The sequence below is a fragment of the Shimia sagamensis genome (genome assembly GCF_900182745.1).
GTDB classification, from domain to species: Bacteria; Pseudomonadota; Alphaproteobacteria; order Rhodobacterales; family Rhodobacteraceae; genus Shimia; species Shimia sagamensis.
The window spans coordinates 458688-473876 of the sequence record NZ_FXTY01000001.1 but is presented as its reverse complement, the minus strand read 5'-3'; the positions used below and the strand labels follow the sequence as shown (position 1 = coordinate 473876).

At 56.2% G+C, this 15189-nt stretch carries 11 protein-coding genes; 10 read left to right on the top strand and 1 reads right to left on the bottom strand.

The genetic code is table 11. The features are described 5' to 3' along the window. Positions 1-244 precede the first annotated feature (244 nt). Both QOL67_RS02165 and rpsT read left to right on the top strand, forming a co-directional pair. Entirely contained in the window at positions 245-3535 is a 3291-nt protein-coding gene (locus QOL67_RS02165) for a response regulator (RefSeq protein WP_283424295.1), read from the top strand. A 173-nt stretch (positions 3536-3708) separates the two neighbouring features. Continuing rightward, complete coding sequence (gene rpsT / locus QOL67_RS02160) at positions 3709-3972, top strand: 30S ribosomal protein S20 (RefSeq protein ID WP_283424294.1); 264 nt, start codon at positions 3709-3711, stop codon at positions 3970-3972. A 57-nt stretch (positions 3973-4029) separates the two neighbouring features. Here rpsT and QOL67_RS02155 read toward each other — a convergent pair whose 3' ends face one another. Next, the gene (locus tag QOL67_RS02155) at positions 4030-4833 is read right to left on the bottom strand and encodes an undecaprenyl-diphosphate phosphatase (RefSeq protein WP_283424293.1); all 804 of its coding nucleotides are present in this window, start codon (positions 4831-4833) and stop codon (positions 4030-4032) included. Positions 4834-5054: 221 nt separating this feature from the next. Between QOL67_RS02155 and QOL67_RS02150 the strand changes: the two genes are divergently transcribed. From QOL67_RS02150 to fzlA, 8 genes are all read left to right on the top strand, one after another. Continuing rightward, positions 5055-6491: an NAD(P)-dependent oxidoreductase gene (locus QOL67_RS02150; RefSeq protein ID WP_283424292.1), complete on the top strand. Its 1437-nt coding sequence runs from the start codon at positions 5055-5057 to the stop codon at positions 6489-6491. A gap of 121 nt (positions 6492-6612) precedes the next feature. Beyond that, positions 6613-7071, top strand: a complete 459-nt coding sequence (locus QOL67_RS02145; RefSeq protein ID WP_283424291.1) for a GFA family protein — start codon at positions 6613-6615, stop codon at positions 7069-7071. Positions 7072-7110: 39 nt separating this feature from the next. Further along, positions 7111-7863: an alpha/beta hydrolase gene (locus QOL67_RS02140; RefSeq protein ID WP_283424290.1), complete on the top strand. Its 753-nt coding sequence runs from the start codon at positions 7111-7113 to the stop codon at positions 7861-7863. Beyond that, entirely contained in the window at positions 7860-8594 is a 735-nt protein-coding gene (locus QOL67_RS02135) for a hypothetical protein (RefSeq protein ID WP_283424289.1), read from the top strand. Before QOL67_RS02140 ends, QOL67_RS02135 begins: the two co-directional genes overlap by 4 nt. A 4-nt stretch (positions 8595-8598) precedes the next feature. Next, positions 8599-13128 carry a glutamate synthase large subunit gene (gene gltB, locus QOL67_RS02130; protein WP_283424288.1) on the top strand — a complete coding sequence of 1510 codons (4530 nt, stop codon included), beginning with the start codon at positions 8599-8601 and terminating at the stop codon, positions 13126-13128. A 119-nt stretch (positions 13129-13247) separates the two neighbouring features. Further along, complete coding sequence (locus QOL67_RS02125; protein WP_283424287.1) at positions 13248-13622, top strand: DUF4189 domain-containing protein; 375 nt, start codon at positions 13248-13250, stop codon at positions 13620-13622. A 56-nt stretch (positions 13623-13678) separates the two neighbouring features. Continuing rightward, positions 13679-14431, top strand: coding sequence for a monofunctional biosynthetic peptidoglycan transglycosylase (gene mtgA, locus QOL67_RS02120; protein ID WP_283424286.1), 753 nt, complete (start codon positions 13679-13681; stop codon positions 14429-14431). Between the two features lie 58 nt (positions 14432-14489). After that, entirely contained in the window at positions 14490-15155 is a 666-nt protein-coding gene (fzlA, locus tag QOL67_RS02115) for an FtsZ-binding protein FzlA (RefSeq protein ID WP_283424285.1), read from the top strand. The last annotated feature ends 34 nt before the right edge of the window (positions 15156-15189 follow it).

Genomic DNA, 15189 nt, shown 5'->3' with positions numbered 1-15189 from the left:
CCAATCGCCACGGATGTTGTGCATTGAAATCTTGGCCGCCTTGGAAATGGCACCAGAAAAATCGGCAATTTCGTCAAAACGTGACAAATTGAAGGGGATCACCCTTTAAAAACCTAACTCATTCAAGTTGTTGGAGCCGCAGTTCAATCAAAAAAATCTTGGACATTTTGGATTTGGATACTTGTTTCGCTCTTGGTCAGGTCTCAGGATCACCTGCAGCAAAACCACAAATTTTGGAGCTACTGTGCCTCTTCAGGGAATTCGCGCGCGCCTGCTTGTCACCTTCCTCCTTGCTTCGGTACTGCCGCTGGCACTCGGAGGTGTGGTGTTTTATCGGTTGGTCAACCAGATCATCACCACAGAGACCTTTCAGAAGGTTGCTTTTGTACGTGACGCCAAGGCGAGCGAAATTTCCCAGTATATGACCTATGCGGCCCGGCAAGCGGAGAGCCTCGCGCAGTCTGCAAACGTGCGCTATTCGGTGGGTGAGTTTTACGGGTTTAGCCATGCGCTCCGGCAAATTGAGGGCACGCCGGAAGAGGCCGGTGCCACGCTGCGAAACATTTTTGGTGTGGATAGCGCTCAAGGGCAACGCGACGAAAGAGAGACAGAAGATCAACTGTTACGCGAGGCGCTTGAGTACTCCAACACGCACCGCCGATTTCATCAGGATTTTCTCGACTTTTTACAAGAGGCGGAGTTTGACAATCTCTATTTGGCGGATCGTCACGGGCAGGTGGTGTATTCTGCATATAAAGATGCCTACCTCGGTAGGCCGTTGAACCAACGTGTTATCGGTCTTGGGCAGGCATTTCATAAGGTGACATCCAGCGACGGTTTCGATCCAGTGTTTCAGGACTATGCCGTGGATGCAATTACTGGCGAGTTGGCGGCGTATTTGGCAGTGCCTGTGCGGCTTCACGGCAGTCATAAAGGCGCAATGATCCTACGAGTTCCGCCCAACAGCCTGCAACGTCTTGTGAAGGACGGAGATGCGTCACTGTCTGTCATTTCTTCTGGCGGACTTGTGATTGCGTCCAGCGGCGGTTTGTCCCTTGGCGAGCAGGTTCGAATTCCAAAACCGATGAAAAGTATTGAGGGTGTCGCAGTCTTGGACGAAGGGCTGGCAGGGATACCTACACTTTCAGCATGGCGAGAATTGGAAGAGCCGTTCCCACAGTGGACCGTGATCGCGGAGACCAGCAAAGAGATGGCTTTTCTGAACAGCTATCGGTTGCGCGACACGTTGATACTGATTGGGTTGGCGGCCGCCGTTGGGTTGGCGCTTTTGTCTTTCATATTCTCCAATGCCATCACAAGGCCCGTGCGCAAAATGTCGGAAGCTGCAAGTGCTGTGGCCACCGGCAGTCTCAATGATGCCCTGCCGGAATACGATCATCCTGTGGAATATGCGCGTTTGTCCCGTGCTGTGAACCAGATGCGACGGGCCCTGCGTGATCAGTTGGACATGATCCGAGACAAAAACGCGGAACTTCAGGAGAAGCTGCGGGAGATCGGTGAAAAGAACGCTGAATTGGAAGAGGCGGATCGAATCAAGGACCGTTTTTTGGCCAATACCTCACACGAATTGCGCACGCCTCTGAACGGGATTATTGGCATTTTGGAAACCCTTGAAGGCGGCGCGATGGGGGACATGTTGCCGGCTCAGGCCAGTCAGCTGCGTCTGATCACCTTCAGTGCGCGCCGTCTGTCACGGTTGGTGGATGACCTCCTAGATATTTACCGCATTCGTGAAGGTCGCATGCGTTTGGACATGCAGCCCGTTGATGTTTCACACTCTGTGCGCAACGTGGTGCATCTTCTGCAGCCAACGTTTCATGTGGACCCGGCTACCTTCCAAATTGACCTGCGAGAGGATTTGCCCGCGGTTGTCGCAGACCCGGTTCGGTTTGAGCAGATCCTCTTTAATCTGTTGTCCAATGCTGTGAAATATGGCGAAGGAAGTGTCATTGAGATTACGGCTCGAGCCACGGAAAAAGCTCAGTTGGCCGTAAGTATCCGCGATCATGGGCCGGGTATTGCAGCCGACAGTATGGAGCGTATTTTTCATCCATTAGAACAGCTTACACCAGATGGATCCGGGCAAGCGACCGGCACGGGGTTGGGGCTGACCATCGCACGGCACCTCGCGGATATGATGTCTGGGCGTATCGAAGTGTCCAGCACGGTTGGGGAGGGGGCTGAGTTTCGTGTTTTGTTACCTGTGACAGATCAAGCGCCTCTGGCGTTGTCGGATGACCTTTTGCCAGCGGAGCTTGTGCAGCCGTCAACCTTGCAGGCAGAGGTTGGAGCCGCCAGCGGCGTGGCACCGGAAGGATCGCCATTGATCCTCGCGGTGGATGATGAACCGATCAACCTTCAGGTGCTGCAGAACTTGCTTGGGCCGCAGGGGTATCGGGTTGCCACTGCCCATAACGGCTCGGAAGCCTTGCGCTGTGTTGCCAAGGAACGTCCGGATCTGATTGTGCTGGACGTGATGATGACCGGCCTGAGCGGCTTGGACGTGACGCGGGACTTGCGGCGGCGTCATCGGCTGCATGAGTTGCCGATCATTCTGCTAACAGCGCGCGGGCGCACAAGTGACATGCTGGCCGGATTTGAAGCCGGGGCCAATGATTATGTGGTGAAGCCTTTTGCAAAAGACGAGCTTCTCAGCCGTATCCGAACACTTTTAGAGGCCAGCCGCGCCCGCAGTCAGGCGGCAGAAAACCGAGAGTTAAAAGAAGAGATTGAGCGCCGCATACAGATCGAAGACGCTTTGCGTTTGTCACAAAGGCGTATGGCGCAACTGCTTGATACTTTGGGGGATGGTCTGATTTGTATCAACGCGCGTGGGGTGGTCACTTATGTTAATGAGGCGGCCCAACAGGTGCTTGATAAGCCCGTGACCGTAAAAAAGAGCCGCCTGCAAGATGTCTTGCCGCAAAAGGTAGTGGCCCCTTTGGAGCAAACGGAAGTTGAGGATGAGCCAATTCACATAGAGGTGACGCTGCGCGGGCAACTTCATCAAGTGAGCTTGTTTGCCATGCTGCCAGAGGCAGGCGGCGGGCGGGCAGTATTGTTTATGCGCGCGTCTGTGCCACGGGCGCAGTTTGTCAATTCTCTGAGGGATGTTGTAGATACCTCATTACCTTCTCTAATATCGCAAGGCGGAGATGATGCGGAAAACGGCCCATCGGGTGAAAGCTATCGCGAAACAATCGTGACCCTAATGTCAGATTCACTGGAGGTTTGGGGAGCTGCGACAGGTAAGACCAAGATCGACTTTGCGGAAACTAGTGGTATCTGGCGGGTGAACCTCGACAAAACCTCGCTGCAAACCCGCACGCTGGACAAGTACCTGTTGATCGAAACGCTGCCGGATAATCCGCGCTGGCGTGATGTTCTAAAGACAGTGATGTTTGTTTTGTCTCTTAAGGAACGAGCGACAGCTGGTAGTGATATAGCGGCGCGTTTTGATGCGCTTGAGGTGCGGTTGGAGGCGTTTCGTGCCTTGAAAGATCAGCGTGAGTGATGTGTGGCAGTGCACACGGCGCGTTTGGGATTGCGTTCCGCTGCAAAATCTCTATATAGCGCCACCATACATGCGCGTGCAGCCCGCTTAGGCTTGATCTGATTCTCTGAAGAAGAGAGCCCGTTCGGGATGTAGCACGCAATAAACCGTACCGAACCAAAAGGTCTCAGATCATGGCAAATTCGCCTCAGGCAAAAAAACGCGCCCGTCAGAACGAGCGTCGTCTTGAAGTTAACAAAGCACGCCGTTCCCGCATCCGTACTTTCATCCGCGCCGCGGAAGAAGCCATCGAATCCGGTGACAAAGCCGCAGCCGTCGCCGCTCTGCGTGCTGCTCAGCCAGAGCTGATGCGTGGCGTTAGCAAAGGCATCTATCACAAGAACACTGCAGCGCGGAAAATGTCCCGCCTGTCCGCACGGGTGAAAGCGCTGGCGTAAGCCGATTTTCCCAACGAATACAAAAAGCGCCGCTGTTTCAGCGGCGCTTTTTTGCGTTCAGCTGTAAGCCATGAAGAGCAAGGCGGCGCCCAAAAGGATGCGGTAGATCACATACGGTGTGAAGCTCACAGAGCGCAGCAGGCGCATCATGAAAGCCAGCGCAAGCAAGGCGGCGAAGAAAGAAAAGACGGCGGCGATGGCAGCGTCTTTGGCCAGATCCATATTGGCTTCTTTGATGACATCCAGTGAAAGCAGAGTGCCGCTGGCTAGGATGGTTGGGATCGACATCAGCATGGCCAGTTTTGCCGCGTCTTTGCGGGCATAGCCCAGGTGGCGGGCGCCGGTGATGGTGATGCCGGAGCGCGATGTGCCGGGAATGAGGGCGAGCGCTTGCCAGAGGCCCATCTTCAGCGCGTCTTTCAAAGACCAGTCCGTTTCAGATTTGGTTTGGGGGCCGTGTTGATCCATCCACCACAACACGATGCCAAAGAGGATCATGGTCCAGCCAATCACGGCGACGGAGCGCAAAGCTTCATCCAATCCTGTGAGTTTTAAGGCGAGGCCAGCGAATATAACCGGGATGGTTGCGGTCGTCAGGAGGAAGGCCAGACGGGCTCCGGGCGTGTCGACGCGGCCGGTCAACATGCGGGGCAAACCTCCGAAAGCAATCTTTGCATCCCTCCAGAAATAGAGAATCACAGCGCCCAAGGTGCCGACATGCGCGGCCACATCAATGGCGAGTCCTTGGTCCGGTAGCGAGGTTACTTTCGATAGGAGAATCAGGTGTCCCGAGGAGCTGACCGGCAGGAATTCGGTGAGGCCCTGAATGATCGCCACCAGAAAAATGTGAAAAAGTGCCATTTGCGGTGGGATCCTTGGTTGAGCGACTCACATATAAATGCTCAATGATTCAAGGGAAATACAGAATATAGGTCCGAATCGGACCATAAATCGCTCCAATTATTGCGGCTGCACTGCGATATTTGTCAAAAAACTGAAATATAGGTCAGTGCAATTGACTTTTATATCCTGTGAATATTATCTAAACACTCCGAACTGGATTTAATCAGGAGGCAGCTGACGTGGCTAAGCAACCTATGCTGAAATTTGTGACTGTGGATCGCGACATGCCGGAGAAGCGTGGCGCCACTGTACGCAAGGAAGATTTCGACGAAATCTATGCGGAGTTCGCTCAGGCGAAAGCAGAAGAGCAGGCGAGTCGGTGCAGCCAATGTGGCGTGCCCTATTGCCAGAGCCACTGCCCGCTGCACAACAACATCCCTGACTGGCTGCGCCTGACGGCGACCGGCCGTCTGGAAGAAGCTTATGCTGTCAGCCAAGCCACCAACACCTTCCCGGAGATCTGTGGCCGTATTTGCCCGCAGGACCGCCTGTGTGAAGGCAACTGCGTGATCGAGCAATCTGGCCACGGCACCGTGACCATTGGCTCGGTGGAGAAGTATATCACCGACACCGCTTGGGAAAAGGGCTGGGTCAAGGCTCTTGCGCCTGCTCAGGAGCGTTCTGAGAGCGTCGGCATCATTGGCGCAGGCCCTGGTGGCTTGGCCGCGGCAGACCGTTTGCGTCGTGCGGGTCTACAAGTGACCATCTATGATCGCTACGACCGGGCTGGTGGTTTGCTGACCTACGGCATTCCAGGATTTAAGCTGGAAAAAGATGTGGTTATGCGCCGCAACAAACTGCTCGAAGATGGCGGCGTGACCTTTAAGCTGAACTGCAATGTGGGTGAAGGCATCACATTCCAGGAGATCCGCGATGCACATGAGGCTGTGATTATCGCAACCGGCGTTTACAAAAGCCGCGACCTTGGTGGACCGGGTTCTGGTGCCAAAGGCATCGTGAAAGCGATTGATTATCTGACCGCCTCCAACCGTGAAAACTTTGGCGATACCGTGCCGGAAATCGAAAGCGGCGAGCTTTATGCCGAGGGCAAAAAGGTTGTTGTCATTGGCGGTGGTGATACCGCAATGGATTGTGTGCGCACGGCGATCCGTCAGGGTGCCGAAAGCGTGAAATGTCTGTATCGCCGTGACAAAGCCAACATGCCGGGTTCGCAGCGTGAAACACAAAATGCCGAGGAAGAAGGCGTTGAATTTGTGTGGCTTTCCGCGCCGAAGGGTTTCACCGGCGGTGACGCTGTTGAAGGCGTGATGGTGCAGAAAATGCGGTTGGGTCAACCAGATGCCTCTGGCCGTCAGAGCCCTGAAGTGATCGAAGGTGCCGACTATGTTGAGGACGCGGACCTGGTGATTAAGGCACTGGGCTTTGAGCCGGAAGATCTGCCAACCCTGTGGGATCAGCCAGAGCTGGAAGTGACCCGTTGGGGCACAGTGAAAGCACAGTTTACCACCGGCGCAACTGACCTCGATGGGGTGTACGCGGTAGGTGATATTGTACGCGGTGCAAGCTTGGTTGTTTGGGCGATCAAAGACGGCCGTGATTGTGCGGATGCCATCCTTGAAAAGCTGGGCGCGACCCCGGCAATTGCTGCGGAATAAGTGTTAATCGGCGCAATACGGGCTCCCAAAAGGGACGTCGGTATTGCGTCGGTATCACGGCTGTTTTGCGACTGTGCGACATAAAGCGGCCAAATGTTAACGTGACAGAGGTGTTGACCCAATGACGACGACAAAAACCACATCGACCAAGACCGGCGCATGCCTGTGTGGCGCGGTGCGGTTTGAGTCCGAGCAAGTGCCAGCGCAAGCGGGCATCTGTCATTGTGAGCAATGCCGCCGTTGGACCGGTGCGGCGCTAATAGCGGTTTCGGTTCCAACCGACTCGATCACCTGGAGCGGTGCGGAGCACATCGCACGGCTTCAGAGTTCGGAGTGGGCGGAGCGTGCGTGGTGCAATAAATGTGGCACCAACCTGTTTTATCGAGTCACAGCAGACAACGAGTGGGCTGGTGGGACGGCGGTGCCAATGGGGCTGTTTGACGACCCCAACGGGTTTGAACTTCTGAGCGAGATCTTCATCGACCAGAAGCCGGACAGCTATTCCTTTGCCGGCGAAGGTCGCAAAGAAATGACACGTGCGCAGTGTGTGGCGTTGTTTAACGACCTCGGGACCAACTGAGGTAGTCGCCGTCAAATGGATCAACGAGTCGATATTCAAATGCGGATCGCGACCGAAGACCATGAAGTGGCTTATATGCGCGGCACCGGCAACCGGTTGGTGGTCACGCTTGGCGGGGTGGGTACAAAGCCCAACGAGATGCCGCCGTTTGAATTTGTGGGGACCGCGTCGCAGGGCGGAGAGAACCACGTGATCCTGGTCACAGAGCGGGCCAGAACATGGATGAACAGCCCGGATTTGCCCGTGGCGATAGTGAAGGAGATAGAGACGGTGGTGGCACGCGAAGCCATTGACGAGGTGGTTGCGATTGGCAACAGCATGGGCGGCTTTATGGCGCTTGTGTTGCCGACGCTGACCCGTGTCGACACCGTTGTGGCGCCGTCTCCGCAGTTCTCTATGCATCCAAACGTGGTGCCGGAAGAGACCCGTTGGCAGAAGTGGCGCCGCCGCTTCCCAACCGATCTGGTCCGTCAAGTACCTGCGCCACAAGACGGCATGCGCTCCCTCGTGCTGCACGGCGACTCACCGAAAGAACGTATCCACTGGGCCCGCTTTTCGCCGGCGTCCAAAACCTTCAACCATTTCATCTTGCGGGGCGAGTCCCATGATCTGGTGAAAGCGTTGAAGAAACTCGATATCATGCGTCCGCTTTTGGAGCGGGCCATGGACGTGAAAACGCGCAAAGTGCGCAAACTGTTGGAAGGCCATTTCACCGTGCTGCGCAGGGAAGACCCGCCACAAGCGGAGCAAACGGCGCCGGCATGGCCGGTTTCAGAAGGGGGTGAAAGATGATCACAGCTGTATTGCGACATGTGATGGTTTTTTGCGTGTTGTTGAGTGCTGGAACTCCTGTTCAGGCAATGGATTGGCAACGTATTCCTCGCGAAGCCTGCGCACCTGTGATTGCGATGCAGATGGACGACTGCACCGTTGTTCGGGTTTCACGGTGTCAATCCGGGGACGCTGAAGTCATTCAGCATATTGAGATTGAGAAAGACGATTTGGACTTCGTTGATGTCTTCACGTCGGACTACGATCTGCTGATGGCATTTGAAGAGCTTGGTGACGTGGCGGTGGAGGGCATTACTGACAACCGTGATCCGCTGTCGCTGCAGCAAATTCTTGTCACGGGCTCAGACCGGTCCGACCAGACAATTCTGTTTAAACTGCCGGTGTTTGTAGAGGCCAGCCCCGTTGACATGACGCTGGAGTATCAGCTGACAGGTGAGAGCAGAGACATCGACGAGGCGACCTTTGAGATGGGTACTTTCACCGGCGTACTGGATTTTCAGCAGAATGCGCTGGAAGCAACTATTTCGGGTGAGTTTTACCTGCACCGTGCCACCAACACGATGTTGGAGGGCAAAACGGTGATCAACTTCATGGGTGTGTTGGAAGAAACCCCACATGAAGGGATGCGGGTCCTCTGGCCAGAGGACCCCGACTACAACGACGATTCACTGATTTATCAGTGTGAGAATTTCAGCTTGAAGAGCTCTCTTCGCAACTTGGCGAAAGGATAAGACCATGACCAAATACGATGAAAACTGGGTGCGGGCAGAAGAAGCCAAGCGTACGTTTATGGCTGAGAATGGCCTGTATGAGGAAAGCGAAGAACATTCCTCATGTGGCGTCGGCCTTGTGGTGTCCGTGGACGGCAAGCCCAGCCGCAAGGTTGTCGAGGCGGGCATCACCGCATTGAAGGCGATTTGGCACCGCGGTGCTGTGGATGCGGACGGCAAGACCGGCGATGGCGCGGGCATTCACGTGCAAATCCCGGTTCCGTTTTTCTATGATCAGATCGAGCGCACCGGCCATGAGCCGAACAAAGATGAGCTGATTGCGGTGGGTCAGGTGTTTTTGCCACGCACTGATCACGGCGCGCAGGAAAGCTGCCGGACAATTGTGGAAACCGAAGTTCTGAAGATGGGCTATCGCATCTATGGCTGGCGTCATGTGCCGGTGGATGTGACCTGTCTGGGTGAGAAAGCCAACGCAACCCGTCCGGAGATTGAGCAGATCCTGATCTCCAACTCCAAAGGGGTGGATGAGGACACGTTTGAGCGCGAGCTTTATGTGATCCGTCGTCGGATCGAAAAGGCGGCGCTGGCGGCGAACATCAGCGAACTCTATCTGGCGTCACTGTCGTGCCGGTCGATTATCTACAAAGGCATGATGCTCGCGGAGCAGGTCGCGGTGTTTTATCCGGACCTGTTGGATGAGCGGTTCGAAAGCGCGTTTGCAATCTATCACCAACGGTATTCCACCAACACCTTCCCACAGTGGTGGCTGGCCCAGCCGTTCCGCATGTTGGCGCACAATGGTGAGATCAACACGCTCAAAGGCAACCTGAACTGGATGAAGAGCCACGAGATCCGTATGGCGTCTGCGTCGTTTGGGGATTTTGCTGAGGATATCAAGCCAATCATTCCGGGTGGGGCGTCTGACTCCGCTGCGCTGGACGGTGTGTTTGAAGTTCTGGTGCGCGCGGGGCGCTCTGCGCCGATGGCAAAAACCATGATGGTGCCAGAAAGCTGGTCCAAGCAGGCAGTGGAGCTGCCGCAGTCCTGGCGTGACATGTATTCCTACTGTAACTCCGTGATGGAGCCATGGGACGGCCCGGCTGCGCTGGCGATGACCGATGGTCGCTGGGTCTGTGCTGGTCTGGACCGCAACGGTCTGCGCCCGATGCGCTATGTTGTGACCGGGGATGGGTTGCTGATTGCGGGCTCTGAGGCCGGCATGGTGCCAATTGACGAAGCCTCCGTAGTGGAAAAAGGCGCGCTTGGTCCGGGACAGATGCTGGCCGTGGATATGAAAGCCGGCAAGCTTTATCATGACACGGATATCAAGAATAAACTGGCGGCGGCGCGTCCGTTTGGTGAGTGGGTTGGCAAGATCCGCGACCTTGGCGACGAGCTGGCCAGCGTGGAAGAAACGGCAACTTATACCGGCGAAGAACTGCGTCAGCGTCAGATTGCGGCCGGGTATTCCATGGAAGAGGTTGAGCAGATCCTCGCGCCGATGGCTGAGGATGGCAAAGAGGCGCTGGCCTCGATGGGCGATGACACACCAAGTGCCGTGTTGTCGAAGATGTACCGCCCTCTGAGCCACTTCTTCCGTCAGAACTTCTCACAGGTGACCAACCCGCCGATTGACTCGCTGCGTGAATACCGCGTGATGTCGCTGAAGACGCGGTTTGGCAATCTGAAGAACGTGCTGAGCGAAGACGGCAGCCAGACCGAGATTGCGGTTCTGGAGAGTCCGTTTGTGGCCAATGGCCAGTTTGAACGCATGCTCGAGGCGTTTGATGACACGGTTGTGACAATCGACTGTACCTATGATGCGGGCGGCGCCTTGCAGGCTGGTTTGGAGCGCATTCGCGCCGAAGCCGAAGATGCGGTGCGCTCTGGTGCGGGGCACATTGTGTTGACCGATCAGGCGCAAGGTGTGGACAAGGTTGCGATGCCAATGATCCTGGCGACCAGCGCGGTGCACAGCCATCTGACACGCAAAGGTTTGCGGACGTTCTCTAGCCTGAATGTGCGCTCTGCGGAATGTATCGATCCACACTATTTTGCTGTGCTGATTGGCTCCGGTGCGACTGTGGTGAACGCTTATCTGGCCGAAGACACATTGGCAGATCGCATTGCGCGTGGTTTGGCTGATGGCACGCTGACCGAGAACATGGCGCGCTATCGTGAGGCGATTGACCAAGGTCTGTTGAAAATCATGGCGAAGATGGGGATTTCGGTGATTTCCTCCTATCGCGGTGGTTTGAACTTTGAAGCTGTGGGCCTGTCCCGCGCGATGTGTGCGGAATACTTCCCCGGCATGACCAGCCGGATTTCCGGTATTGGTGTCAGCGGCATTCAGCACAAGGTTGAAGAAGTGCACGCCAAAGGCTTTAAGTCGGGCACCGATGTGCTGCCGATTGGTGGTTTCTACAAGGCGCGTAAGTCTGGCGAGACCCACGCTTGGGGTGCGCAGACCATGCATATGATGCAGGCGGCCTGTAATCGCGCGTCTTATGAGATGTGGAAGCAGTATTCTGCGAAGATGCAGGCGAACCCACCGATCCATCTGCGTGACCTGCTGAACATCAAGCCGCTGGGCGAGGCCATTCCAATTGAAGACGTGGAAAGCATCACTGCGATCCGCAAACGGTTTGTGACACCGGGCATGTCTTTGGGCGCGCTGTCTCCTGAAGCGCACAAAACCCTGAACGTGGCGATGAACCGGATTGGCGCGAAGTCTGACTCCGGTGAGGGTGGGGAAGATCCAGCACACTTTGTGCCAGAGCCAAACGGCGACAACCCGTCTGCAAAGATCAAGCAGGTGGCGTCGGGCCGTTTTGGTGTGACCGCTGAATACTTGAACCAGTGTGAAGAGCTGGAAATCAAAGTGGCACAGGGTGCAAAGCCCGGTGAAGGTGGCCAGCTGCCGGGTATGAAGGTCACTGACCTGATTGCGCGTCTGCGTCACTCCACCAAAGGTGTGACCCTGATTTCTCCGCCGCCACACCACGACATCTACTCGATCGAAGACCTGGCGCAGTTGATCTATGACCTGAAGCAGATCAACCCGCGTTGTAAGGTGACGGTGAAGCTGGTGGCTTCGTCTGGCGTTGGCACAATTGCCGCTGGCGTGGCGAAGGCGAAAGCCGACATCATCCTGATCTCTGGCCACAATGGCGGCACAGGTGCGTCACCTGCGACCTCGATCAAATACTGTGGTCTGCCATGGGAGATGGGTCTGACCGAGGCACACCAAGTGCTCGCGATGAACAACCTGCGCGAGCGGGTGACCCTGCGGACCGATGGTGGTCTGCGCACGGGGCGTGACATCGTAATGGCTGCGATGATGGGTGCCGAGGAATACGGCATTGGCACCGCTGCGTTGATCGCGATGGGCTGTATTATGGTGCGCCAGTGTCAGTCCAACACCTGCCCGGTTGGTGTGTGTACGCAGGACGAAGACCTGCGCAAGAAGTACACCGGCAGCGCGGATAAGGTGGTGAACCTGATCACCTTCTATGCGCAGGAAGTGCGGGAAATCCTCGCCTCTATTGGTGCGAAGTCCTTGGACGAGGTGATTGGTCGTGCCGACCTGCTGGCGCAGGTGAGCCGTGGCTCCGCCCACCTTGACGATCTGGACCTGAACCCGCTGTTGATCACCGTCGATGGCGCACATGACATTGTCTACAACCGCGACAAAGACCGCAACTACGTGCCTGACACGCTGGATGCGGAAATTGTCCGGGATGCGGCGCGCTTCCTGGAAGATGGCGAGAAGATGCAACTGTCCTATGCGGTGCAGAACACGCACCGGACCGTGGGCACACGCACCTCGAGCCACATCGTGCGCAATTTTGGTATGCGCAACGCACTGCAGGAGGATCACCTGACCGTCAAGCTAACCGGCTCTGCGGGGCAGTCGCTGGGGGCCTTTGCGGCACCGGGTCTGAAGATCGAAGTGTCCGGTGATGCCAACGACTATGTCGGCAAAGGTCTGTCTGGTGGTACTGTTGTGGTGCGCCCACCAATGGCAAGTCCGCTGTCAGCCGCGGACAACACCATCATCGGCAACACCGTGCTCTACGGCGCCACTGATGGCTATCTGTTTGCAGCGGGTCGTGCCGGAGAACGCTTTGCAGTGCGGAACTCCGGTGCAAAAGTTGTGATCGAGGGCTGTGGCGCCTGTGGGTGTGAATATATGACCGGCGGTCTGGCGGTGATCCTGGGTGACATCGGTGCCAACTTTGGCGCGGGTATGACTGGCGGCATGGCCTATCTTTATGACCCAGACGGCAAGGCCGAAGGGGTGATGAACATGGAGACGCTGGTGACCTGTCCGGTGACTGTGCAGCATTGGGAAGATCAGCTGAAAGGCATGATCGAGCGCCATGTGGCCGAGACCGGATCGGTGAAGGCGCGCGATATCCTGCAACACTGGGATGTTGAGAAAACCAACTTCCTGCAGGTGTGCCCAAAAGAGATGCTGGTGCATATTCCGCAACCGCTGAGCCACGACAGCGCCGCGGTTCCAGCAGAGTAAGCACAACCTGCAACTGAATCTTAACCCCCGGCTGTTTTGTCAGCCGGGGGTTTTGTTTTGCGGATTTGGGGTTTTCCGAGTTTGGCCTCATACTTAGGCGTATTCATTGGGAGGATTTTATGCGCGATTTGACGACACGGATATTGGCAGCGGCGGTGGTATTGCCGGCTTTGACAGGCATTGCGGTTGCCGGAGAATGTGGCTTTGCCCAATGCTGGGGTGCCGTCGGAATTGGACCGGGAGGGGCTTGGGGTTATTCCTACGGCAAATATTCAGAGACTGACGCTGTGAATGCGCTGCAAAGCGAATGTGAGTGGGATTGTGACAATGTACATACATTTTACAACACCTGCGGGGCAATTGCAGAGGGCGATTCTGGCAATTGGGGTTATGGCTGGGATGGCACGCGGTCGCAGGCGGAGAACAACGCGCTGCGCTATTGTTATCAAAACGGCGGTGGGTGCACTGTTCGGGTGTGGGCGTGTTCGCCGTAGGCTTGCGTAACACGTATTGAGCCTCTACTCCCTTTGCCAAGTAAGACGGCAGGGACATGGCCAAGAAAGCAAGTAAATCAAAGACCAAGGCGGGGGCGTCCAAGAAGGTGGCTGCGCCAAAAACCGGTGTGTTCACGAGACAGTGGGCGCGGCTGAGGTATTGGTGGCGGCGGGTGCTGATGTGGTCGGTGTCCTTGTTTATCTTTTCCATTCTGATTTTTATTGTGATCAATCCGCCTTTCACCTGGACCATGGTTGGGGAAAAGCGCCGGCTTGGGCATGTGGATCACCAATGGGTGCCGATTGAGCAGGTTGCGCCGGTGATGCGGCGCTCTGTGGTCGCCGCCGAAGACGCCAACTTCTGCCTGCATTGGGGGTTTGATGTGGAGGCCATTCGAGACGCCATTGCCGAGGGGGCAGGGCGCGGGGCGAGCACAATCAGCCAGCAAACCGTGAAAAACGTCTATTTCTGGCAAGGGCGCAGTTGGCCGCGCAAGGCGTTGGAAACGCTGATGACACCGCTGGTCGAGATGACCTGGAGCAAGCGGCGGATTTTGGAAGTTTATCTCAACGTGGCAGAGTTTGACGAAGGTGTGTTTGGCATCGAGGCGGCGGCGCGGCATTACTTTGGGGTGGGGCCAGAGAATTTGACAGCGGTGCAGGCGGCACGTCTTGCTGCGGTGTTGCCAAATCCAAAAGAGCGCTCTGCCAGCAAGCCGTCATCTGCATTGCGACGGCGGGCTTCGGCGATCCTGGACGGGGCGGCCACCATACGCGGAGAGTCGCGTGCGGCGTGTTTTGCGGATTGAAATATGTGAGTGGGCAAGGCATTGAAGAGAAAAGCCCAATAACATTGCGATCCTGCTGATGAACCGTTTGTTCCATGTGCCCCTGTCTCCGTTTTGCCGCAAGGTACGTCTTATGATGGGCGAGAAGCGGCTTGAGGTGGAGCTGGTGGAGGAGCGCTATTGGGAGCAGGATCCTGATTTTTTGCGTCGCAATCCAGCCGCCAAGGTGCCGGTCTTGAAGATGGACGGCAAGATGATGGCGGACAGCAATGCCATCTGTGAATACCTCGAAGAGAAATACCCCGATCCAGCCTTGATGCCGCGTGACCCGGATGGGCGCTATGAGGTGCGGCGTCTGGTGGCGTGGTTTGATGACAAGTTCCACAATGAGGTGACGTCCAAGTTGCTGTATGAGCGGGTCAATCGCAAGCTGATGGGCACCGGCTATCCGGACAGCAAAAATGTGAAATCTGGCGCCAAGGCGATCAAATACCATCTCGATTACATGCATTGGCTGCTGGACCATCGGCGCTGGCTTGCCGGGGATGTGATGACCATGGCGGATTTCACCGCAGCCGCGCATTTGAGCGCGCTGGATTACATCAGTGACGTGGATTGGAATCGCTCTGCGGTGGTGAAAGATTGGTATGCGACCATAAAATCGCGCCCGGCGTTCCGCGCTGTGCTGGCCGATCAGGTGCCCGGTTTCCCACCACCTGCACATTATGCTGATCTGGATTTCTGATCACAGGCGTTGGCAAGGGGGCGGTCTGCCCCCT